Source organism: Candidatus Margulisiibacteriota bacterium, assembly GCA_003242895.1.
GTDB lineage: Bacteria > Margulisbacteria > Riflemargulisbacteria > GWF2-39-127 > GWF2-39-127 > GWF2-39-127.
On the sequence record QKMY01000019.1, the window covers coordinates 37,712 to 62,222 of the forward strand.

Sequence of the window (24,511 nt, forward strand, 5' to 3'; positions counted from 1 at the left end):
CCGTAGGAATCGGAGTGCGGGTATCACAAAAGATTTCTAATACAGAGTTCTTATATGAGGTGATTTCGATATGACGATATTTTTATTTTTGTTTAAAAATTAAATGAGAGAAATTAATAAAAAAAACATATAATTAACTATGTCTGGAATATGATATCTTGTGTTAATAACCTCTTGTATTCCTGGGAATTAGAGAGTTGAGGCTATAAAGGAGCGTCAGATGGCGGCAGTTTCTATTGTTAAATGCGATGATTATATGGATGAAGATTTGGTGCGTAAAGTTGAAGAGGCTTTATCCCTGGTGGTTGATTTGAAGTCTTTGATAAGAAAAGGAAGTAAGGTGTTGTTAAAACCCAATATCCTAATGGGACTATCTCCGGATAGAGCTGTGACGACTCATCCGAGAATTCTTTGGGCTGTTGGAGTAATCGTAAAAAAGTATGGCGGGGAATTATGGATCGGTGACAGTTCAGGGTTCGGTTCGACGCAGAGAAACGCGCAGAAAACAGGAATGTACGAGGTTATAGAACAGCTTGGGGCCAAGCTTATTCCTTTTAATGAGCCTGTTGAGATTGCAGTTGAAAATGGTCGGCTTGTCAGGCACTTCAAGATAGAAAAAGCGGTTACTATCGCAGATGTTATTATCAATATTCCTAAACTTAAAACGCATGGGTTAACCTATTTTACCGGAGCTGCTAAAAATCTGTATGGCTGCTTGCCTGGACTTGAAAAGGGGAAGGGGCATGTGAAAATGCCGAGCAGAGAGCTGTTCTCTCACATGATCGTTGACCTCAATACTGCTGTCATTCCTCACATTAATATTATGGATGCGGTTATCGGGATGGAAGGGAATGGCCCCAGCAATGGAACGCCTCGAAAGGTCGGACTCATTATGGCGAGCACCAATACTTTTGCCCTTGATGCTGTAGCCTGTGAAATTATCGGATTGCCTCCTCAAGAGGTTCCCTTTCTTACCTATGCTTCTGACCGGGACCTTGTTGCTCTGGATGATATTGAAACCAGAGGCGAGAATATCCAGGATGTTAAGATCGAGGGGTTCCAACTTATCAAACAAACTACACGCAAAAAAGAGCTGAGAAACAAAATCTTGATGCTCGTGAAGACGTTATTGAAAGGGTTTCTTATCGAGAAGCCTGTACTTATTGTAAGTAAATGTGCCCGGTGCAGTATCTGTGGAGAAGTATGTCCGGTAAAGGTCATTCAAAATACAGACAATGGGCCTGTTTTTAATTATGATAAATGTATTCACTGCTACTGTTGCCAAGAGCTTTGTCCTCACGGGGCTATTGAGTTAAAAAAGATAATTCTCCCCTGGATTTAGTTCGCACCAGTGTTTTGGGCCCGGGGAAAAAGAATAAGGAAAAAACTAATTTACAGGGCGCAGTTTTTCTTTAATTATGTTTTTTGCTGCATCTTTTTCGACTAACTTATTAGGGTTATAATTATAGATATCTTCCGGAAATAAATGATAGTTATAGCCTACACGTATCACATCGATCATCCAATTTTCTTCCACTGGGTATCTCGAAATAAATTTGATCGGCGCTGGGTTGTTGGGTATATCAAGGATCAAGATGATCATTGCCAGCATTTGAACGTTTGTCAAATATTCTTCAGGACGGAAGGTATCATCCTCAAATCCGCTCGTGATTTTTGCGGCAGCTATTTTTTCAATGTATTGCTTTGCCCAGTAAGTATCGGGAATGTCTCTGAACTTTATTATATTTGGAGTTGTAATGAGCGATATTTTTTCATTGCATTCTTTCGTAAAAGCCAGTAATTGCGCAAATTCTGCTCTGGTTATCGGGGTCGATGAAAAATTAGAGGTGCCTGGTTTTCCCTCAATTGATTGTGCTTGTATCGTAGCTACGATTGCTGATAACCCCGTTAGGACAACCGGAGTGATATTTGTAGTTACTGTATTAATGATGACAGATGGTAAGGTTAGTTCTTTTCTAGCAGTAATATCAGGAATGGGTTGCTTTTGAATAATAGAAATCTCTGGTTCTGGTTTTATATTAACTGAGGGTTTGTTGGGTTCCTGTGGTTTTTTTTTGATTTGATTTTCCGGTAGTTCATTTGGTGTTGAATCGGTGATAGCATTCATATTTCTGATGCATTTGGCAAGAATGTCATCGAACGAAATGCTTACTTCCAAAAGGCTCATGTCGTTCCTGGAATTTACGGCATCCTTTTTTATAGAATAATGAAAATCCGCAAATCCACTATTGTAAGTGAATCCGGCATTATATTTAAGTGATTCGGAGCTGCCAAGTCGAATTATGAGTTCGCTGTTCGGCCTGAAATCTATCCCGAATCCAGTTTGTATGGATTTTTTTACGGTCAGTGCTTCTATATATAATGTTGCTGCCTCAGATAATTGCATGCTTAGTCCAGTACCAATCTGGGCTAGTAATATGTCGTTCACTCCTCTATTCCAGAATACAACTCCTGCCAGGTTGCGTACTTGAGTTCCAATTTTGATTCCATTTGACAGGTCGTAGATAACTCCAAGATCCATGCTGAAGCCTTTGCCTGAACCAAAGCCGATGTCAGATATTGATTCTAATGTAGTGTTAACATTTAAATTTGCTTGTTTGCTGATTGCTTTTATCGTAGATAAGGTTGTTTTGTGCTGTTTTGCATAGACGTTCGTATTGATTTTTTCTATTCCAAAATAATGCCATCGTTCCGGCTTGAGTTCCTGTTTTTGGATGGTTAGCGTAATGTCCATGCCATATATGTTTTTTAAAAGAAAGTACGAGGAGGTATTCTGAAGTTTTTGAAGAGAGATATATCCTAAGGTATAGCTTTTATGGTGTCCATAAGTTTGCGGAACTATAATTCCTTTACTTCCAATCCCTGTGAGCCTTGCGTTAATTTCGCTCTGTGACGAATCAATAATAGAGGCGGATACCGGAAGTGCCGCCGATAGCAGTAAACATAATATAAATACTATTCTTATGTTCATCGGTAAGTCCTTTTATTGATCAATCATTACTCCGCATTCTGGGCATACATGAGTTCAACCCAGGCAGTTCCATTCCAAATTAATGTTAGCGTGTCGTGCTCGTCAAGAGTTCTGGTTGCATTAGCAATGCATAACGTTACACCTTTAGAGAAGATAATGCTATTTGCGGCAGCAGTATATTCAATTATTAATATTTGCCCGATATGGAAACCCGCAGTAATTGTTGTTGCCACAGCTGGTCCGCCAGCATTTCCTACCTGAATGTAAGTGTTGGTTGTCGTGCCATCTATGACGCCTACCGATCCATCGTAAGGAGTTGGAGCCGGAGCAAGAATTCCTCTAACCGTGTTTGCCGTTGCTGCAAAGTTGGCAGTAGCGACTGCATTAATTATCTTAGCACCGTCAATTCCGGTTGCAATCTTAGCATCAGTGACTGCGTTGTTGAGTATTTTGATAGTAGTGACTGCATCGGATGCCAGGGCTGTGGAGTCTATATTTCCGGCAGCAACGGCATTTGCTGTAACAGCAATGTTAGCGGTGTTAGTTGTTTCGCTGTAATTCGCTGTTGTTGCATAGTTAGCAGTGCTCACAGCATTGACGATCTTGGTCCCATCAATTCCTGTGGCTATTTTTGCATCGGTAACTGCGTCGTTAATTATTTTTGCAGTTGTAATTGCATCATCGGCGAGTGCTACGGCATCGATACTTCCGGCTGTGACAGCATTTGCAGTAAGGGCTATGCTAGCTGTGCTTACTGTATTTAGTACGGTTGTTGCCGTATCAGCCGAGGTCGCATAATTTGCTGTTGCTGCATAGTTAGCAGTTGAAACAGCATTGATAATTTTTGCTCCATCGATACCGGAGGCTATCTTAGCATCGGTTACTGCGTTGTTGAGTATTTTTATCGTGGTAACAGCATTGGGCGCGAGGGCTGTTGCATCGATGTTTCCAGCGGTGACGGCATTTGCTGTAATCGCAATGTTTGCGGTGTTAGCTGTTATGCTGTAACTAGCGGTTGCTGCATAGTTAGCTGTAGAAACCGCGTTAATGATTTTTGCGCCGTCTAGGCCGGCAGCAATCTTCGCGTTTGTTACGGATACATTAACTAATTGGGTCGTGTCAACGCTATCAGCGGCTAATTTAGTATTTGTAACAGCGCCGTTTAATATCTTAGCTGTTATAACGGCATCAGATGCAAGTGCTGGTGCGTTAATACTCCCGGCAGCTACGGCATTTGCGATGATAGCAATATTGGCTGTGCTTACTGTATTAAGTACGGTTGTTGCCGTATCAGCCAAGGTGGCATAATTTGCTGTTGACGCATAGTTAGCAGTTGAAACGGCATTGACGATCTTGGCTCCGTCCAGGCCTGTGGCTATCTTAGCATCAGTTACTGAGATATTAACTAATTGAGCAGTATCGACACTATTAGCTGCTAATTTTGTATTGGTAATGGCTGCGTTTGCTATTTTTATTGTCGTTACTGCGTTGGAGGCAAGAGACGTTGCGTCTATACTCCCGGCAGCAACTGCATTTGCAGTGATCGCTATGCTCGCGGTCGCCGCATAGTTAGCAGTTGAAACAGCATTAATAATCTTGGTTCCATCGATACCAGCTGCGATTTTGGCATCTGTTATTGAACTGTTTTCTATTTTTGTTGTAGTAACTGCATTAATTGCCAGAGCGGTTGTATCAATACTCCCGGCAGCTACGGCATTTGCGGTGATGGCAACATTGGCTGTGCTTACTGTATTAATTACGGTTGTCGCGATTCCCGCCATAACTGCATAGTTTGCGGTTGCGACAGCTAAAGTTGATTCGGTTTTTCCTCCAAGTAATTGAGAATTTGAGGAAATATTTGCGGTATTTGCTCCATGTGCATAATTGGCAGTTGCTGCATAGTATGCTGTCGAGACTGCGTTGACGATTTTTGCGCCGTCAATACCCGAAGCAATCTTAGCATCAGTTACGGCACTGTTCAGTATCTTTGTCGTTGTGACTGCATTGCTTGCTAGTGCCGTTGCATCGATACTCCCCGGAACAACTGTGTTTGCAATGAGTGCAATGCTTGCGGTCGAAACGGTGTTAAGGACTGTGTCAGCATAAGTGGCACGATTAACGATCCCGGTAATTTTTTGTCCGCTAAGCGATGTGATTTTTACATCGGTGACTGCTCCGTCAGCTAGTTTAGCTGTCGTGATAACTCCATTTATAATGCTTAATGCGATATTTGCTGTGCCAGAATCCACCGCATAGTTAGCTGTTGTAGCTGTGGCAACGCTACCGGCTGATAATCCGATAACCTGACCCGCATTGATCGTTGCAATTTTGGAACCGGGGATTGAACCGTTCACTATATTATTCCAGCTGACATCATCAGCAAGCTCTGTGTATTTTGATTTGAGTGCGAATGACTGTGCGGCAAGCGGTACTTTTACTTCGTCAGCATTGTCATCGATAGACATTCCAATATAAAGTTGATCGTTTGAAAGGACGGAGTTGGAGAAGGGGGCGACTGATCCTATCGAAATCGTGAATTTTCCGGCTTCAAAATTGATATTGTTATGGACTTCTTGCCAGATCGGAGCATCATTTGCGTTAATTATCCCGCCGTATAGCCTTACGATGACTTTGTGCCGGCCATTGAGCACATTGCCGTTTGCATCTTTCATTCGTGCGGTGAAATTAAGTGCTGAAGGTATTGCATCGGCACTCATATTTATAAAGAATAGCAGACAGACCAATGTACACATAAGTGCTAACATATTTTTATATTTCATAACCATTCACCCCTCTTTTAAAAGTTTATTGCCAAAGAAAAATAATTATTGTTTTTTTCTTCATAATATTCTGTCGCTTCCGAAGCATAACTTAATTCGAGTGCCGATATGTTGAGCTTAACTCCCCAGGTTATTCCTGTGTGCTTATTGCTCAGAATAAAGTATTCTTTCCAGCCTCCGAAAATAGAGAAAAAGGGCATGATGCCCGGTGTATAATTAAGGGCGAAGTGTTTCGTCAGATTGGCGTTACTGGTATTCTTTGCCTGTACTTGTGATAAAATATCAATATCAAAAATATGCTTTTTGATGCCCGCTATCAGTTGCATCGGAATGACCTCGTAATCATCGGAAGAGTATCTATAAGGTGAGCCCGGGAGCACGTTTTTTGCGCATAATGATATTTCCATATCCCGGAAGCTATTAAATAAAATACCAAAATCGGCGTTTAACGCGTGTCCCGAATAACTACCCATGTTCATCATGTAATATTTAAGGGAGTATCCATAGACGAATCCTTTTTGTTCTACTTCGTGAGAGAAATAGAGTATCGAGCTGTTATAGCCGAATGTGCTTTTTGTGTATATTTCGTCGAAGACATCTAGGTCGGTATTGAAAATATTAGATATCCGGCTGTCTATATATCCCAATCCGACGTTTCCAATGATTGAGTTGAACGCTATTGCTATATTAGTGTGCGTGACTTCTTTCATGAGTTTTGTGTTAAAAGCTTCGATTGAAAAACTCTTAATGCGATAGAGTCCGGCGGGATTTTCAAAGATAGTAGTTGCAGTTTTTGCGAAACCTTGAATGTTTGCATTTCCTATTGTGGACGCGCTTGTGCCAAGTGCTCCGGGATCAAGATACTCAGCATTAAGTGTTGCCTGTGCAAATGTAATAAGTATGATAATTAAATATTTAATCATTTGATTATTGCCATTTTTGATTTTCCTAATACTCGATTGTCATAAATTAGTATGTAGATATAGACGCCCACCGGAAGTTGATCAGCACGGAAAAGAACTTTATTGTAACCTCCGTTACCGCCAAGGTTGCCTGCTTGATAATTGTTCCGTGCAACTTCATATCCGTACATGTTATATACTCTGATCTGGATATCCATATCTTTTGAGAGTCTATAGCCAATGGTTGTCCCTTTGCCTGCGATGAAGGGGTTCGGATAATTAAGCAGCGCACCAAGCAATGCCGGTATTATAATAGCGTCTGTCATTAGAGTTGTATTATCGAGGACTAAGTTGTTGAATGTTGTTGCGTTCAAGGTGCCGGATGCGAGAATATCGAGCACATTAAACTTGAATTCGCTAAGAGATATTCCCACTGTTACCGCAGAGTTAACATCGAGTCCTTCCATCGTTATATCTTCAAGCTCGATTCCCATTGCCGGAACGAGAAAGATTCCTGAAAAAGCCATTAATAATATAAGCATTTTTATGTAATTCATTTTTCGCTAAGCCTAGTGTGTTTATATATATATTAATAGATATTTTATTATGATAACAACAAAAAAATACAAAGTAAAATAGTTTGTTGGTTTTTGTTTTAGGTAACAAGAAATATAGAATATGCTTTTTTGCTGTGCCACAAAAAAGTACCAAAAAGGTGCTTAGGAGGTTCCCTAAGGACTCCGGTGAGAGGAACTCGCTCACGAACCTGGGTATGTATACCTTGAACCGTTGTTTAGTGGCTTGGTTTGGTATATGTTGCATCGAACATATGGGAGAATTTAACAAAAAATTTCTTTAAAATGAATAATGTATGTATAATTAAAGTATACAATATTACATTTGACGTGGGGAATTTTGATAATGGACCATAAATTTAAAATACTTATAATTGATGATATGGCAGTTATTAGAACAATATTGAGAGTCGCGCTATACAATACGGCTGATATGGTTCCTGAACAAATTTATGAAGCTGGAAACGGAAAAGAAGCTTTGGAACTATTGAGTAAACAAAAAGTGGATCTAATTTTTTCGGATATCAATATGCCGCAAATGGATGGGATAGCGTTTTTGAAAGAACTTAATGCCCGAGGTATAAAAATACCTGTTGTTGTGCTTAGTACCGTGGAGTCGAAGGATAAGATTATAGAAGCTATAAAGCTCGGCGCTATTAAATTTATCCACAAACCATTTCATTCGGAGGACTTAAAAGAGGTAATTGATAAAGTAATTCTAGATAAATAGAGCTTATTCTTAAGTAGTATAACTAGTTTTTTGTAAATACCATATGTGTGTCCAGTAGTTTTTTCATTGTAATCAAAAAAAATATTTTGGACAAATTTTAGACAAACCTAGCTTACCCAATTTTTTTTATTGAAAATATCCCAGTAATTATCACCAAAAATGTAATCAGGAAATTCTTTTTATTATCGGTAAGTCCTTGTTTGTTTCCCTGCAATTACAACTATATTTGTTATTTGGAAAATAAAAGGTATAATTAAATATAACGTTATGATTAGTTCGAAGGGTTAATTGTTAAACAGTGGCATGACTATTTCAAAAAATAGTAGTCGTGGTTTGGTTTGGATGTTTTGAGTTTTTTTGCTAAGGTAAAACACTATTTATAAAGGATATATAGAATAAATATGAATAATATAAAAATAATTTTGATAATGATAGGTTTATTTATAATTCCGATTCAGAGTTATGCTCTTGATAGTTCCTCAATTGCAGGGAAGGGCGAGTACGAAAATAATCTTGAAGTAACATTACAGAAAATGGTAGATGCTATTGCCGGTAACGGGCAAGCGGTCATCGCCGTAAATGTGGACCTGGCACCCAGTCTTAAAAAAATAAGTTATACGAATCAATCCGATGTAGAAGTGAAAAAAAACGAAGCAAAAGTAAAAGGACAATATTTAATGCCGGGAGTTCCTGCTCTGAAAAACATCAATGAAGCAGCTTCTTCTTCGCTCCCGTTTGACTATCAGGAAGAATCAACAATTTCTGAAATAAAGAAGATAAATGTGAACATTCTGTTTAACTCAGAAATTTCCGGAAGTCAGATGGGCAACGTTAGAAAATTTGTAGAGAATTATCTGCGGACAAAATCTAGAAGCCGCTCCATATTAATATATAAAGAGAAATTTAATGAAAAATCGGGAATTGATACTGCATTTGGTAAGTTTAAGGATAGTAATGAGGCTAAATCTTTTTTAATAGATGTAGCCAGGGAAGTAGCTAGAGACATTTCGAATAAGTCTCCGGATTCAAAAGAAACATCTCCGATTGTTAGTGAAGTAAATTCTCAGGTTAATAGTAATTCAGGGCTGCCTGGAAAAAACAATTTAGTTATTATTGGCGCAATCTCAGTTGGAGTTTTGTTGCTCTTTATCGGTCTTTTTGTAATACTCATTATGGCTGTGTTAAAAAATGGAAAGCATGGATCCGAAACTTCGTCTATGACGGCTGGAAGCTTTAGCAACTCAGCAGTGGGATCTGGATTTGGTTCGACAACATCTGGAGAAACATATGCTCCTGCTCATTCTGTTGAGGCTTCCGTTCAAGATGAGAGCGAAGAGAATCATATGAAAGAAAAGAAGTTTTTTGCGTTTATTAATAAAAACAATGTTCATAAGCTTAAACATCTTTTGCAAATAAAAATTGCTTTAAACGAAGCAACTCCACAAACGATTGCTATGACACTTGCCTGTTTGTCCCCGGATATATCAGCAAAGATTCTAGTTGAATATCCACCTAAGATACAGGCAGAAATCGTATCAATACTGGTTAGTCTTGAACAATATGATGAAGAAGCAATCACCAATCTGGAAAAGGAAATCGCAAGCAAGATCAGTACTCTGCTTGGAGGAAAATATACTATTAGAAGCCTTATTGATAGCTTGTCTACAGAGAATAAGAAGATTATTACGAAGACAATCGCCCAGAAATACCCGTCAGTTCTTGATGATATCCGTGATTATATTGTACTGTTTGAAGACATAATTGCACTTGATGAAATGTCTATAAAGAAAATATTCAGTGAACTTGATTCCAACACTATTGCAACTGCTATTTGCCGGTTACCTAAAGCACAGCAAGACGGTATTATCAGGAATACCGCAAAGAGTACGGCAGCAATGATTGAGCAATGGGTTGAACTCAAAGGGAATAATATTTCTTATATGGAGATTGAAGAAGCCCAGAATAAAGTTATTAATTTTTCTAAGAAACTTGAAAGTGAAGGTTTAATTAAGATAGAAAAGATTGATTTTTTAAAAGCTGACGTAACCTGATTATGAATGAAAATTATTTTTATTTTATTACAAAAAAAAATATTCAAAAGTTTGTTTTTTTACTTGATAAAGAACTTGCAAAAAATCCGGGAAGAGATCTTGAGTTATTGACAATTGTTATAGGCTGTTTGCCTGGAGAGCTTGCTGTGGATGTTCTTGAACATTATCCAATGGAAATGCAGGCCGAGATTATGGTTGGACTGGTAAATTACCAGCAGTTTGAAGCGGAAGAAGTGAAACGTGTCGTCGAATTATTTTCCGAAAATATTAAATGTGTGTTGGGTGGAGAGGAATTTACAAAAAAAGTATTTGAGAGACTAGATAACGATGAAAAAATAGCTATTACAAGCTCGATTAGTAAGAGTTATTCTGAGTGTTCTCAAAAGATTTCTCATTTGGTTATTCTATTCGATGATCTGTTTGATATGGAAGCTAAAGATTTTAATATGGTTTTTTCAGGTATAGACGCTAATATTTTAGCCCCGGCAATGGTGAATATGCCGGATGATAAAAAGAAAAAGGTTCTTGCTTCCGTATCTGAAGGTATGGGAATGATGATCAATGAATTTATCGAGTTGCGGGGAGATTCCATAGGCAAGCACGAAATTGAGCAAGCTCAAAAATATATAATCGATTATTCTGCTACCTTTGAGGCAAAAGGGCTGATCAGAATTAAGTGAGCGAAAGTACTGAATAATTCGGCACAAGAAATATCTTATATTTTACGATAGATTAAATTGCAGATAATAATTTAATTTGAATTATTCTAAAAATAGAGTGGGGAAAATGCAGAAATTATTGTTTCTTCTCGTCATAATTACTGTTTTCATGGCAAGAAACACCTGTGCTTATGCTCAGGATGTTGTATATCCTGTGGCGGGTGATCAAGGAACCACCGAATTGAATTACGGAGGGGAATATAGCGGTCTTAATTATACGCTTAAAGAGTTGCCAGCTTCTTGCATCCTGGTTTCGAACCCTGAAGGAGACTATTTCTATAGTACTGCTGTTCAGGGATTTGTTATGGTAATGAACAGGAATTCTAAATGGCTCTGGGCAGTCCATCATCTCAAGATCCCTGATGGTATAAGGAATTATAAAGTTCTTCAACATGATAATTTTCTTTTTGTGATTGGCGGGACCATTGCAAATAACTTCATTAATAAGACTATTTGGAGTGTTTATGTCAAGGACGGACTTGACACGTTGGAGTGGCGGAGGGCAGGGCTTCTCCCCGAAGAGGTTAACACTATTAATGATATATCCAACTTTTATGCTGATGGCGATGATACAGGGATTACCATGAAATTTATCTCTGGTACTGCTGCTACTGTATTCTATGGGAAATTTTCCGGTAATAATATTGTATTTAATAAATAGCTTGTATTTAGAGGTGTATTTAAATAACTATGAAAATGAACTTAACTCGATATAAAAAAACGCTATTCCAGGTATTCTTCTTGCTATTACTGGTAAGTTCGTCACTCTGTGCGCTAGAACGAAATATTGGTGATAATAAGCAGAATGAGTTTGAACAAGGTATTTTTTACAATACCCGCCCATACAATACTGTTGACGGCGAGATAGGTTTGTTCGCACGAGGAAATATTGATCCGTCATGGGTACAGGAATCATCGGATATTATTAAGATACCCCAGCCTTTAACTGGGCATAGAGCTTTTTTTCATAATAAAAGGATGTATGTGGCAGGCGGCAATAATGGAACCGTAACGAATAAAATCTATTTTTGGGGAATAGACACTGATGGTACCCTTACCGGATATCAAGAAACTCAGCAGCTAAATGAACCCTTAGAAAATTTTGCGGTGGTTAATTACAATAGCTATGTTTACACTATTGGCGGTTACAACGGCAGTGCAATAAGCGATATAGTGAATTATGCTAAAATTGACGCAAATGGTGATATAAATTCCTTTCAATCATCTACAAATAAACTTCCTGTTGCATTGCAGGACCATGGAGCAGTTTTTTATAAAGGAAAGATATTTGTTGTAGGTGGATCAACTAATAGTGGGTTTAATTCAAATATTTATGCAACTACAGTAAATGTTACCGGTTCGATACAAAGCTGGCAAACGGTAAAGACTGACAATCGCCTCGGTAATGCATCTATAGGTATTGGTGTGAGTGGTCGCTATATGTACATAGTTGGTGGAATTGACGGTGGTGGTGTGAGCAATCAAGTTCTCAAGTACAATATGGAGACAAATGTTCTTACCGCTATGGCGACTTTACCTCTGGCCCGTGAGAAAGCTTCTTTAGTGATAAATAAAGGTAATATCTATGTTGTTTGTGGAAAAAATAGCACAGATAAGAATTCTGTGTATGTGGCATCCATCGATTCAAATGGAGATATAAATGCCTGGACTACAGCGTCTAATTTTCCTTTAAGCGGAAGTAATTTCGCGTCCATACCTTATGAGAGCGATAATTCTTCATTTATTTATAGTTTCATCTCTAATAATGGGAAACTGGATATATATTATGGAAACATAGAAGGAAATTATATTCTAGATACCTTTACTTCAAATGGTCTTTATAATATGCCGGACCCTTTACGTGACCAATCCGTTGTTTCAACCGGGAACTATCTCTATACGCTTGGCGGATATGGTGATACATACAAGAACAAGATATTGATGACTACAAAGAATATTTCCGATGGGTCTATTATGCCCTGGAAGGAAATTGGAACACTCCCAATACCTATGGATAGTTTTTCTGCAACTATTATTGGGAGCCGAATGTATGTTCTAGGTGGAATCAATGACGCGGGACGTACTTCAAGAAATTACGTCATTACTATAAATGCTTCGACCGGAGAACTAGTTAATACCTGGAATGAAATGGCTCAATTCCCTAATCCATTAGCGAATCATTCTGCGGTCTGTATCAAAGATACATTGTATGTGATTGGTGGAAGTACCAGTACTCAGTCATGTATTTCTCAGGTGTTGGTGGGTACAATAACTTCGACCGGATCTATAAATAGCTGGACTGTTACCAAGAGTCTCGATGCAGTTTCTCGTCATTCTACCGCGGTTCTTGGAGATTATATACTTGTTCTCGGCGGACAAACCGGAGATGGAATTTCAAATAAAGTTCGTTATATTCAATTCGATGCACAGGGTAAATTAAGCGGGGAATGGCAAGTCGATAATACAAGTAAATATCTGCCATATCCTGTGAAGGATTTTTCGTGCGAGGTATATAATAATACCTTATATGTTTTTGGTGGTAATGATGGTGGTGCCGGGCGGGATGGTATTGTATATTTATCGCTTGATGGGGCAGTTCTTGGATCGTGGAAGACCGCCTCAAATAAAATGCCGGGAAGAATATTTGAATATGATACTGCTGTGCTTGGCAGTTATTTGTATGTTATCGGTGGAATGCTGAATTCAACTGTGGTCTCAAGTGTTTATAGAGCTAAATTTGATAGCTCTATTGTCTATAATTCTGAAGGATCGTTTGTTTCACGCGTTATCGATATTGGTTCTGTCGTCTCTGTGAATGCGCTAAACTGGGCTTCACAAGGAAATAATCTCTCGCTATCTTATGATATCGCAGGAGATGATGGATTGTGGGCAGGGTTTTCTCCTTTTATATCCGGTACCCAAATAGCTGGTATTAGTAAGCTGGGGAGGTATTTGCGATATATGGCTGTTGTTACAGCTAATCAAGTAACTGTTAATAGTTTGTTGACAAGCGCACTGTTTAATTATCAAGCTCCATTGGTATCAATTCAGGTTGTCGACACTACTCCTGCTTTGGTTACTCAGAATACCAAATCGGTTGTTGCTTCGTTCAATATTCGTACCGATGCTTCTGATGGTTACTGGACAAAATTAAATTTATGGATATTATCAGGTTATGATCATATTGGCACAATAAATGTGCTAGACAAAGACATGAATGTTCTTGCTACGAAGACAAATGTTGGTCCATATAACGAAATAGTTATTCCAACAATTAATATCAATTCTACTGCAACCAGAAATTATCTTCTTGCCTTCGATATCAAGCCCAGAGCTACAGTCAGCGAGAGTATTCAATACAAAATAGAACCAACGGGTTTTTATTTTAAAGCTCCGGCAATAACAAGCTTTCTGGAATTTACCAGTAGAGCAGATTCTCAGATATCCAGGTATATCCCTGTTTTGCAGGTCCAGTTGCTGTCTCCTGACAGTAAACCAGGCTATGTTGGATTTCCTGGTCCCGCTGGCTGGTTGAACCATATTCATGAGGGAGAATCATTCAGCAATGTTGGAAAAATACTTTTGAGTAATGATTTGAATACTTCTAATATGTCAACCTTGAAGCTGGAATTTAGCGGTACCTCGATTAATCGGGATGTTGATAAAGTGTATCTATATAAAGATAAAGGTAACGGAGTGTATGATTATAACTATGTTATCAACCCGGAGGCAGGAGTCTCACCGGATGAGACGTTAATTGCATCTGCGGATGTTTCCGAAGGCGTGGTGATTCTTGATCTTACGTCCTGTATAGTAACTGTTGATGAACAGATTGCAACATATTTTATAGTTATTGACTGTCCGGATTCTAAAAGAAATTCTACTATTAACATCTCCTGTAATGATTCCAGTTATTTTACTGTCGTCGCTACACCTTCCGGATTAGCTGCTTCGGTTAATGTATCGAATATGCCTTTAAATTCCAGGACCTTTGCGATTACAGCTGTTCTCTCAAAGGTTCAACTAGTTTTTACCGACACTCTCCAAAGCGCGGCTACTCAAGATGCTGAAATTCCGGTTATGAAATTAGAAATGAACGCTTTGCCAAGCTACGCAAAGGTGGCAACAATCTCTATAGATATTCCTTCCGATATCGGATATGTGACCTCGAAGGATATTGAAGAGATATCGATCTGGAAAGAGATAAATACTCTTGATTGGAATAAAGACAAAGATTTAAAGGTCGGAGCTGCTACATTTCCTTTTCCGGCAAATGATAAACGGTATTCTATTTCAGTTCCGGACATGATAGTTGAGAGTGCAACTAATACTTGGTATGTTGTCGTAAAGTTGTCTCCAGCCGCATACCCGGGAAGACTGCTAAAATTTAGTATTCCTGATGACGGGTGGTCATGGGTGCAGGGAGAAGGAGCTTGGGATCAGGTATCTCCATTACCATTAGGAAATATTACAGCACAGAATCTTGTAACTCCTAATCCTACAGATGAGTGTTTTATGCCTGCCAACACGGCGATTCAGTTAATAGCGCCTATCAATGTTACTCAGGACAGAGAGCTTGATCTGTTTAATTTTACTCTTAACACCGGCTCAGGAGCTTTTGTTGTTAATACAATGAACTTTGAAGTTTTTGGTACTCATCCTACCAGTGATATTGATTATTTAACATTAAGTTATGTGAAAAGTAATGGTGTGACAGAAAATATTGCCATCGCAAGTGTTCTCGATAACCAGTACATGAATAACTCAGGGCTTTGTACTATTTCGTTGAGTGAGTTTATGGTAATTAAAGATTCTTTGGTTACGTTTAATGTCAAAGCGAAAATCAATCCCAATGCGAGTGTAAATTCGACATTTAATGTGTCACTCGATACAGAAAGTATTCCCGGCGGTATTATGCTGCGTCCGGCAGATGAGGACAAATTTGACGGGAGAATAAGAGTAACCTCAAATATTTTAACTATTGTAAAACATGATTCAATAGTTTCTGTAGCTCCTATTATTTATCCGTATGCTGTGCCATCTACGAATATTGAAAAAAATAATGAATACCTGTTTCAGTCTTTTAAAATAAAAAACACATCGATTTACAACTCATTCTTTTATGGCCTTCGTATAAGTATTACAGGCAATGAGTCAGAGATTAATGTAGCGACGGCTAATGTTTATAAAAACAATCAATTGATAGGCTCAGCTCCATGTCCTGTTAATAGCTCTGTAACTGTGAATTTTAATTCGGTTCAAGTGCTCGATGAAACCTGGACTAATTATTCTATAAAGTTTGTTATCGATGATAACTCCCGAGATTATACTAATATTGGCAGTAGTATTTCTCAGAATAGTTTCATTCTTGATCCTCAGGCATATTTCAGTGGTAATTTTGGTCTTCTAGGGTCACAAGTCGCTACGATTGACCCTAAACCATCAACATTAAATATTATTGCCTCCAGCATTAACTCCAGATCTCCTCAAGGTTCTAATAATGTTGCAGTCATGCGATTAATTATGGCAATGGATACAGGGGAATCGCACTGGACTACACTAAATATCCATAGTACAGGGGATGCATTTCCAACAAGGAATATTAGCTCAGCTAAAATCTTCAGAGATAGCAATGATGACAATATCTGTTCTCCTGATATAGATGTGTTGCTGTCAAATTCTTATGCATTTGATAATAATGGCATGGTTACCGTAAGTCTTAATGTCCCTGAGCATATTACAACTACCAATAATGGTTATTTTATTCTTTTTGATATCAAAGGTGATGCAACTCCAGGAGTTACGCAAGGAGTAGAGGTAGTCGGGGTTGGGTTACGTGATATTCGGGACAAAGTTTCTGCCAATTATCCGGTAGTTAATCCTTTAAGCGGAGTAGGTATAGATGTAGCAGAAATAATTGTTTCGGTTAAGACAACAGATTTCCTCTCTTTGAATTACCCTTCAGTGTTTTCTCTCAATTCTTCAAATAATGTAATGCTTCGAATAGAAATGGGAGCAAAGCCAAAAGCGTTTGCCTGGGAAAGTTTTCGGGTGAACATAAAAGGGACAGCAACTGGTGATGATATTAAATCAATTAAAATATATAAAGATGAAAAGAACCAGAATAATTTATTCGGTTTTTTTGAGACGGCAAGTGATACCTTAATATCCGAAAAAAATGTGTTAGCTGGTGTGCCGTATGTAGATATAATCAATGTTGATTCTGTATATAGGCAAATTCCTTATGGCTCAACAGTAAACTATTTTGCGGTAATTTCATTCGAAGAAAATGCAACGCCGAATAATACTGTCAGCATTAATATTTCGGGTGTCGAGGTTCTTGCTCCCGGTGCAGTGGTACAGGTTAATGAATGGCAGTCAACGCTGGCGATTATAGATTCTTCGACGGTAAGCATCAAAGTAAATCAATATGAGTCAGGTTCAAACCTTGTATTGCCGAATGAACGTGATGTCGCGCAAGGAGCACATTCCGAATTTTTTAAATTGAAATTAAAGACGGACGTAAGTTACTGTAATTTGCACTCTGTTACAATAAGTATGCAAACTGATGGCGCTGAATATGCTAATTCCGAATATACAAATGTTAATGATATTTTTGCCATCAAAATTGTTAAAGATGGGAATAACCCAGATAATTATTCGGAACTTGAGGATACACAGATAATTGCTACATTTAACCCAACCAGCGGATTAGAGTGGAATATTCCTTTATCTGTACCAGTAATGATTTCGAAAACAGACAGCATCTACTGGATTGTTGCAGCAGTATCTTCGAATGCTACTCCAAGAAGGTACCTGAGCCTAAAAATAACAAGTGCTAACTTTGAACTGGACCGAGCTGCAAAAACGTCTATGCTCCCTTCTACTGTAATAACTCCGACAATGAATGGTAAAATAATAGATCCACCAAGTATCCTTGAGGTTTTTGAATCAGGCAACAAGATTACCGGAACGGTGAAACAGGGAGAAAAAGTTCATGTGCTCTATGCAGGGGTCAGAGTCAACAACCAGTATGAAACTAGTTTAGCTTCGTTGTTAATTAAACTTGACGGAACTATCTTTCCGTCAGATATAAAAGCTATAGAAGTTTATAAGGATGTGATCGGTGACTCGAAAATTTTAGCAAAGACCCCGACTGGAGGAATTGCTGAGCAGTTGCTTGGTATCGCAAGTATTACAGATATTGCTGCTCCAGTTCAAGTAGATTTCACTAATGTCGAGAATGGGCTGATAACAATCACTTCTAATCCAACCTATATACATGTAGTTGCGGTTATCGATAATATCGCGGAGATTAATCATCAATCAATTTTTACGATTACCAATAATTCGTTTATACTGGCTAACGATTCTCTTTTCTCTGATCAGGTTACAAGCAATGCTATCTTAATTCAATCAGATAATTTAGCTATCGAAGCTTCATCGGATACTTTGAACGTTATCTTCAATAATTATCTTACTCAGGAATATATTGTAACGAGTGACTCAAAGCTTAACAAATTAACTGCAATTTCCTTAAGGGCATCATCCAACTCAGTTGTTCTTGAAAAACTGGAGTTGGAAGTTACCGGTAATTATAATTCTAATGATTTTTCTGCCTTTTATCTTTATGAAGATACGAATTTGAATAGCACCTACGATGTTCAGGATGAGCGCATAGCTACCTCAACTATAAATGATAATTCGGTAGAATTTGTATTCCCCGATGAAATGATTCAGGGAACAGAACATGGAATGATTGTGACTGATGTCTTGACCAGGAATTATTTTGTTCTGTTCGATGTTGCTAGACATGCGAGTGCTAATCACTACGTTAAAATCATTAGTTCAAAAGATAATCTGTATCTTTCTCGGACGGATGATCAGGATAAAATTGAAATGGGAAATTTTTCAGCAGCAACGATAAATATTATAGAAGCTACTGATATGTTGACTGTAAGCATAAATGATTATACCTTAAACGAGGATTATGTATTTTATCGTGGAGATCGTTTTGTTCCTATTTCTAAATTAACGCTATCTGCGAATCAGCATGAAACGTATTTTCAAGCTATTCACTTTCAGCTAAATGCCGGTAACGATGTCCCAGGCGAATTTCTTGACCTGAAGCGTTTTGCTGTATATAAAGAGAATTCTGGCAACAACGCTTTTGATTCAGGGAAAGATTATTTTGTTGGAGAGGTCCGGTTTCAAGTAAGCTCTATTGAGAAACAGGAAGCTACGATTACCTTTTCTGCTGCAGAAGTTATTGGTACTCAGCCTGTAGTTTACTATTTTGTAGTTGACCTTGAGAAAGATCTTGCCCCAATTGGAATAACAGGTAATCTAGGGTTTACTATAAGCACAAGCGATTTTAAGGTTTCTTCACCTGATATTGTCAGTTTTTCCGGTGCTTTTTACAATGGGTTTCATTCAATTAATGAGCTTCCAAAGCAATTATACGTGAACGATGTAGGTAGTTTAGCTCCTCATGAGGCAGGGACAGGGACAACCTTTAATATTATGGAGAAGCTTTTGTTAAGCTCTAATCATGAATCCATTACCTTAAACTGGAATTCGCTTATTGTTAGAGTTAACGGAACATTGAAAGATAGCGAAATAACTTCAATTCATATTATTCGTGATAATCCTAATACTGGTAGTATTGGTGTATGCGACCTGGGGGATAGCGAAGTTACTGTAAATACCTATAAAAATGGAAAAATATTTGAGCTTACTTTTGATAATGCAGAAGTAATGACCGGTACCTCCAACTGGTATTTCTTGGCTGTAGATGTACATCCTTCAGCTAATATTGGGAATAAATTTCAATTAAGAGTTGAATCAGCTGATTCCTATGGAGTAGACAATGGCACTATAGTGCGTGTTGATAACGCAGTATTCGAGACGGACTATTCTACAATAAGTATTCCAAGGAATTATGTAACAGTATTTTTCAGTGATGTTGTGAGCAAAAATTTATATCAGGCTGAGGAAAAAGCAATAGGTGCAGTCCTCTCGTTGTCGACTAATGGAAAACAGATAAATTGGGAGTCGATCAAATTAGACAAACTAGGAACACTTGATGAAAGAAAAATTAAACAGATCAATGTTTATAAGGATATAAATAATAATAAACGACTGGATCTGACCGGAGATGTTGTCGATATGAAGATTACGGTTGGTCAGATATATACAATTAATGAAGGATCTGTTCTGATGAATTTTGGTGCCTATAAACAAATTCTAAACAGTACGACCCAAAATTATCTGGTTATCTGCGATTTAGCAGACGACCTAATCCCCGGATCTTCATTAGGATTTTCGATTGCCGGTCCTGACAGCCTGTCTGGAATGTCCGCAGATGAGGAGGTTGTGAATATTAGCGGTAATATTATACAAGCGCCTATACTATCTAAGATACTGACTGTAGAGGCTTCCATGGATACGTTGCTTGTAGTAATGCACGGACTTCAAAACGCTGAGTTTATTCCTGGAAGCAGGAATGTAACCTTGGCGTCGGTGGAAATGGCGACGGACCGTAATTTTGTCGATATCAGCACAATACAGTTTTCTAAGGGCGGAAGTTTGGATTTGAGTAATATCGAATGCATTAAGCTTTATCGGGATGATGGTTCAGGTAATAGCGGACAATTGGTTATTTCATCAAATTCTATCATTTCTGATAAACTAATAGCATCCGTTAATACATCGGTCCAGGGTAGCAGCACTATTATCAATTTGCCATTTGCAGTTAAGGAGCGTATCAGGACGACATCAATTAACTATTTGATTGTTGTTGATATTGCTGAAGTTGACAGATCAAATGAGACTTTTTCTTTATCATTGTCCGCTCCTTCAAGTATTACTCCTGATGAGCCTTCGGATAATGTTACCGGTGAATTCCCATCTGCTTGCGGACCATATTCCCTTGTAAATACGAATGATAAGCTGTATATGTTCCAATATCCTGTTGCGGTAACCCGGAATGTTGCGCAAGAGGCTTCAAATTACGTAATAGAGACCTTTGGGCTAAAAACATCTATTAGGTACGCTTCTATTGCGCAGGAAATAGTATTCAAGAAAACCGGCACTTTAGATAGCCAATATATTAAGAACGTTCAGATATATCGTGATGATAATAGTGATTGCATTTTTAACCCGTCAACAAATACAAAAGTATCAACACAATTGATCAATACCTTTAACGGTAGCGGATGGGCTGTTATACCGATTGAATTGCAATTGCTCCATTCTAGTACTGTTAATTACTTTGTTGTGGTTGATATTGATCCAAACGCGCCTAAGGGACAGACTTTGGGTATTGAAGTACAGAACTCAGACCTCTTTAAGACATTTAATGTTCTTCCTCCGGATACTATTGCTAATGAGACTTTTAATTGGGAGCCTCATCTTATCAACATTGTCCGTTACCAGACGACAACTCAGTTCAGTTTTGCAACTTCAGTAAATCAGAGTATCAGTGTTATTAACGAATTTGAATTGTGTCGTTTATATTTACAAACATTTCATAATACGTCTTCTCTGAAAGGACTTATTTTAAATCTAAATGGTGAAATTAATCCGATCAGTATTTCTAAATTGAACATCTATAAAGAAACTGGCATTGTTGATGGTTTCGATGATACTGATGAACTCTACAATAGTTCCTTTGCTTCCTATGAGAACTATTTGGTTGCTACCGGAAATACTGAAATAACGAGTGATAAAGAATCACTATACTATGTTTTAATTAAGCTCGATGAAAACAATACAACGACTAATACCCTTTTTTCTGTTCAGTTGAGCCCGACTCTCGATGTAATGCTTAATGAAGAAGCAATGATATTTACTACTGCAAATTGTATACTTATTACAGCAAATACATTAGATGAAAGACAGCCTAAACGACCTACAATTAATTTTTCCCCGTTTATCAACAAAACAAACCAATTAAGTTTTTCATTTGAAAGCTTTGCTCTTAATGGAGTAAAAAATGTTAAGTATGCTATCGGAACGATGCCAGGAATAGCAGATATTGTCGACTGGAAAATAATAGATCTTTCGACTCTACATTCTGTTCATGCGAATACCGTTACCGATAATGCGGTTACTTCAAATATTGTAGTTGATAATATAACGTTAATCCCCGGACAAGGATATTATATTGCATTTCAGGTGATGAGCTCGGAAGGATTATGGAGTGAGCTCAGTATCTCTGATAAGATACTGGTCGATCTCTCTCCTCCATCGATACCGGGAAGGCCATTTGCACAGCTTAGTTCTTCTACTGCTAACATAATTATTAGCTGGGGTAGTTCAAATGATTCTGAATCAGGGATTGCGAAATATTATCTGCAGATGAAAAAAGGATCTGCATCGGAATGGCAGCTTATTAATGTCAGCAATCAGACCAGTTATATAGTTGTCCCATCATATAATTTTGACACTTACTATTTTCGAGTGAAAGTAGAGAATAATGCCGGTGATATGAGTGGGTACTCAGAAGAATCCGCAGGTATTACTTATGGGCCTGACAAGCCTTCAGCCCTATTATCTGATGTGATTAATTATCCGAATCCATTTTATCCTGACAAAGAAAAGACTTTTATATCGTATGTCCTGAATGCCCCTGCTGAGGTTGTGATTAAAATATATGATCTGTTTGGAAACCTGGTGAAAGATCTCAGTTTCTCTCCCGGAGGACCTGGAGGGACGGAAGGCTATAATATTATTGAATGGTCAGGAAAAAATATATTTGAGAATGTCGTTGCTAAAGGCGGTTATATTGCAATAATCAGAGCAAAAGCTGATTCAAAAGAAATACAAATAATCAGAAAGATTGGGGTTATTCGCTGATATTATGAACAAAAAAATAATAAGAAACGTATTGATCTATCTAATATTAATAGTTACGGTAACTGTTCAACAGGTTTGTGCTGTCTCGCAAAGTGGCGGGATAGCCGGTCAGATGATGCTGTGGGGAGTCAATGCCCGGGCTATTGGAATGGGAAGGATGTATCTCTCAATAGCTGATGATGCTAGTACTTGTTACTGGAACCCTGCTAACATGAACCTTGTTGATAGGAAATCTATTAGTTCTATGTATTCTTCTCTTCTCGGGTTATCTCAGTATACTTATTTCGGGTTTGTTTATCCAACGATTGGGACCGAGAGCTGGGGAGGCGCATTTATACAATTATCTTCCGGAGAATTCGATAAAAGAGACTCCAATGGCAGTCCTCTGGGTTCGTTTGAAGTTGCACATCGTGCTTTGCTTCTAGCTTATTCACGCCAATTAACTGATTCGCTTTCTTTTGGAACTTCTTTTACTTCGTTATCGAATACCGTAGACAGTATTGGAGATTCAGCAATATTGTGTGACATTGCTACATATTATAGGCTGCAAAATATTAGGATGTCCGGCGCAGTTAAAAATATTATTTCATATTCTTTAGGTTCTCTTAGTAAAGATAACTATCCTTTAATTATTAAATTGGGAATGTCTGCTTATACACTTGATGATTCATTACTTATTGGGATTGATATGAACAGGATAGAGAATAGTTCGGCGATTGAATGGGCTATTGGTGGTGAGTACAAGTTATTGGAAAGATTTTTTTTAAGAGCTGGATTTAATAGCGGCGATCTTTATGGCGGAATCGGGGTTGGGTATAGCGATGTTAAAGTCGATCTTGCTCTGCACATGAGCGAAGTTGCCAATTCGTATTTTTTCTCGATTAATTATGCTTTTGGCGATTCGCGAATTGTAGAGAGAGAGAATGTGATCAGTGCAAATATTTCTAAAATGGAATCGAAAATTGCTGATGCAAAGTATCACGAAGCAGGTGTAGCAGGAGATTATATACTATCCCTTGATGCAGGTAATAATGCAGTTCGCAATAAGGTCAGACGACTTAAGAAAGTAACCGATATTGTAGATATAAACGCGAAGTCTCAAGAATATTCATCTGATAAAGTTCGCGAACTAATTACTTATGCAGTAAAAGAGTATTTGGTAGAAGATGAAACTAAAGCTGTTAATAAACTTCAATACGTTTTGTTCCTGCAACCGGAGCATAATTCGATTGCAAAAGACCTGCTTGCTTATCTATTGAATACGACGGATGAAAATAAACTAGCCGGGTCAGATATTGTTGGCGAAAAAATGAAGGAATCTTTAGTTAACTTCTATGGCAGTAAATATGATGAAGTTATTAAAAACTGTGACGAAGTTATTCAGTTAGACCAGAATAACATTGATGCTTATTTACGAAAGGGTTCAGCTTATTTCATGATTCTGCAAGAAGAGAAAGCTATTGAATCCTGGCAAAAGGTATTAGAGATCAACCCTAACATGAAAGAAGAAATTGAGAAAATTATACAAAATCTCAAGAAAACTCGGGCTACTCTTAGCTCTGATGATGATAGCGGTAACGATAATAATCAAGAAACTGATAATTCCGAGACAACGATAAAGGGAATATCTATCGGAACGTTTAAGGATGAGCGAAGTGCTGCAAAAAGAGTTAGAGAATTAGAAAAAAATAATATCCCGGTGGAAATTAGCAAGAACAATGGGATGTATAGAGTATATGTTAATGGTAAAGGGAAAACGTTCGAAGAACTTAAAAGTATTTTTGAAGAACTGGTTAATCGGAATTATAAGGCATATTGGATGAAATGATATATTAGCAATTATTCAAATAAGTTGAGCTCATAAAAATAAACTTATTAAATATGATAACAATAAGATTAGGCA

At 37.9% G+C, this 24,511-nt stretch carries 11 protein-coding genes; 7 read left to right on the forward strand and 4 right to left on the reverse strand.

What is annotated here, in order from left to right; all coding sequences use genetic code 11:
- Positions 1-220: 220 nt before the first annotated feature.
- Positions 221-1,342: an iron-sulfur protein gene (locus tag DKM50_01765; GenBank protein ID PZM83630.1), complete on the forward strand. Its 1,122-nt coding sequence runs from the start codon at positions 221-223 to the stop codon at positions 1,340-1,342.
- A gap of 45 nt (positions 1,343-1,387) precedes the next feature.
- Here the strand turns inward: DKM50_01765 and DKM50_01770 are convergent, their stop codons facing one another.
- Genes DKM50_01770 through DKM50_01785 form a run of 4 tightly spaced genes read right to left on the reverse strand, consistent with a single transcriptional unit; the run spans position 1,388 to position 7,231 of the window.
- Entirely contained in the window at positions 1,388-2,992 is a 1,605-nt protein-coding gene (locus DKM50_01770; GenBank protein ID PZM83631.1) for a hypothetical protein, read from the reverse strand.
- Positions 2,993-3,018: 26 nt separating this feature from the next.
- On the reverse strand, positions 3,019-5,778 hold the full coding sequence (locus DKM50_01775; protein PZM83632.1) for a hypothetical protein: 2,760 nt from the start codon (positions 5,776-5,778) through the stop codon (positions 3,019-3,021).
- Between the two features lie 11 nt (positions 5,779-5,789).
- The gene (locus DKM50_01780) at positions 5,790-6,695 is read right to left on the reverse strand and encodes a hypothetical protein (protein PZM83633.1); all 906 of its coding nucleotides are present in this window, start codon (positions 6,693-6,695) and stop codon (positions 5,790-5,792) included.
- Positions 6,692-7,231 carry a hypothetical protein gene (locus DKM50_01785; GenBank protein PZM83634.1) on the reverse strand — a complete coding sequence of 180 codons (540 nt, stop codon included), beginning with the start codon at positions 7,229-7,231 and terminating at the stop codon, positions 6,692-6,694. Before DKM50_01785 ends, DKM50_01780 begins: the two co-directional genes overlap by 4 nt.
- Positions 7,232-7,595: 364 nt before the next feature.
- Between DKM50_01785 and DKM50_01790 the strand changes: the two genes are divergently transcribed.
- From DKM50_01790 to DKM50_01815, 6 genes are all read left to right on the forward strand, one after another.
- Positions 7,596-7,979 (forward strand): response regulator, encoded by a 384-nt coding sequence (locus DKM50_01790; GenBank protein ID PZM83635.1) that lies wholly within the window; start codon positions 7,596-7,598, stop codon positions 7,977-7,979.
- Positions 7,980-8,380: 401 nt separating this feature from the next.
- Positions 8,381-10,030, forward strand: coding sequence for a hypothetical protein (locus tag DKM50_01795; protein PZM83636.1), 1,650 nt, complete (start codon positions 8,381-8,383; stop codon positions 10,028-10,030).
- A gap of 2 nt (positions 10,031-10,032) precedes the next feature.
- Entirely contained in the window at positions 10,033-10,710 is a 678-nt protein-coding gene (locus DKM50_01800) for a hypothetical protein (GenBank protein PZM83637.1), read from the forward strand.
- 106 nt (positions 10,711-10,816) lie between these two features.
- On the forward strand, positions 10,817-11,410 hold the full coding sequence (locus tag DKM50_01805) for a hypothetical protein (GenBank protein PZM83638.1): 594 nt from the start codon (positions 10,817-10,819) through the stop codon (positions 11,408-11,410).
- Positions 11,411-11,439: 29 nt separating this feature from the next.
- Complete coding sequence (locus DKM50_01810) at positions 11,440-22,608, forward strand: hypothetical protein (protein ID PZM83639.1); 11,169 nt, start codon at positions 11,440-11,442, stop codon at positions 22,606-22,608.
- A 4-nt stretch (positions 22,609-22,612) separates the two neighbouring features.
- Positions 22,613-24,436 carry a hypothetical protein gene (locus DKM50_01815; protein PZM83640.1) on the forward strand — a complete coding sequence of 608 codons (1,824 nt, stop codon included), beginning with the start codon at positions 22,613-22,615 and terminating at the stop codon, positions 24,434-24,436.
- Positions 24,437-24,511: the final 75 nt, after the last annotated feature.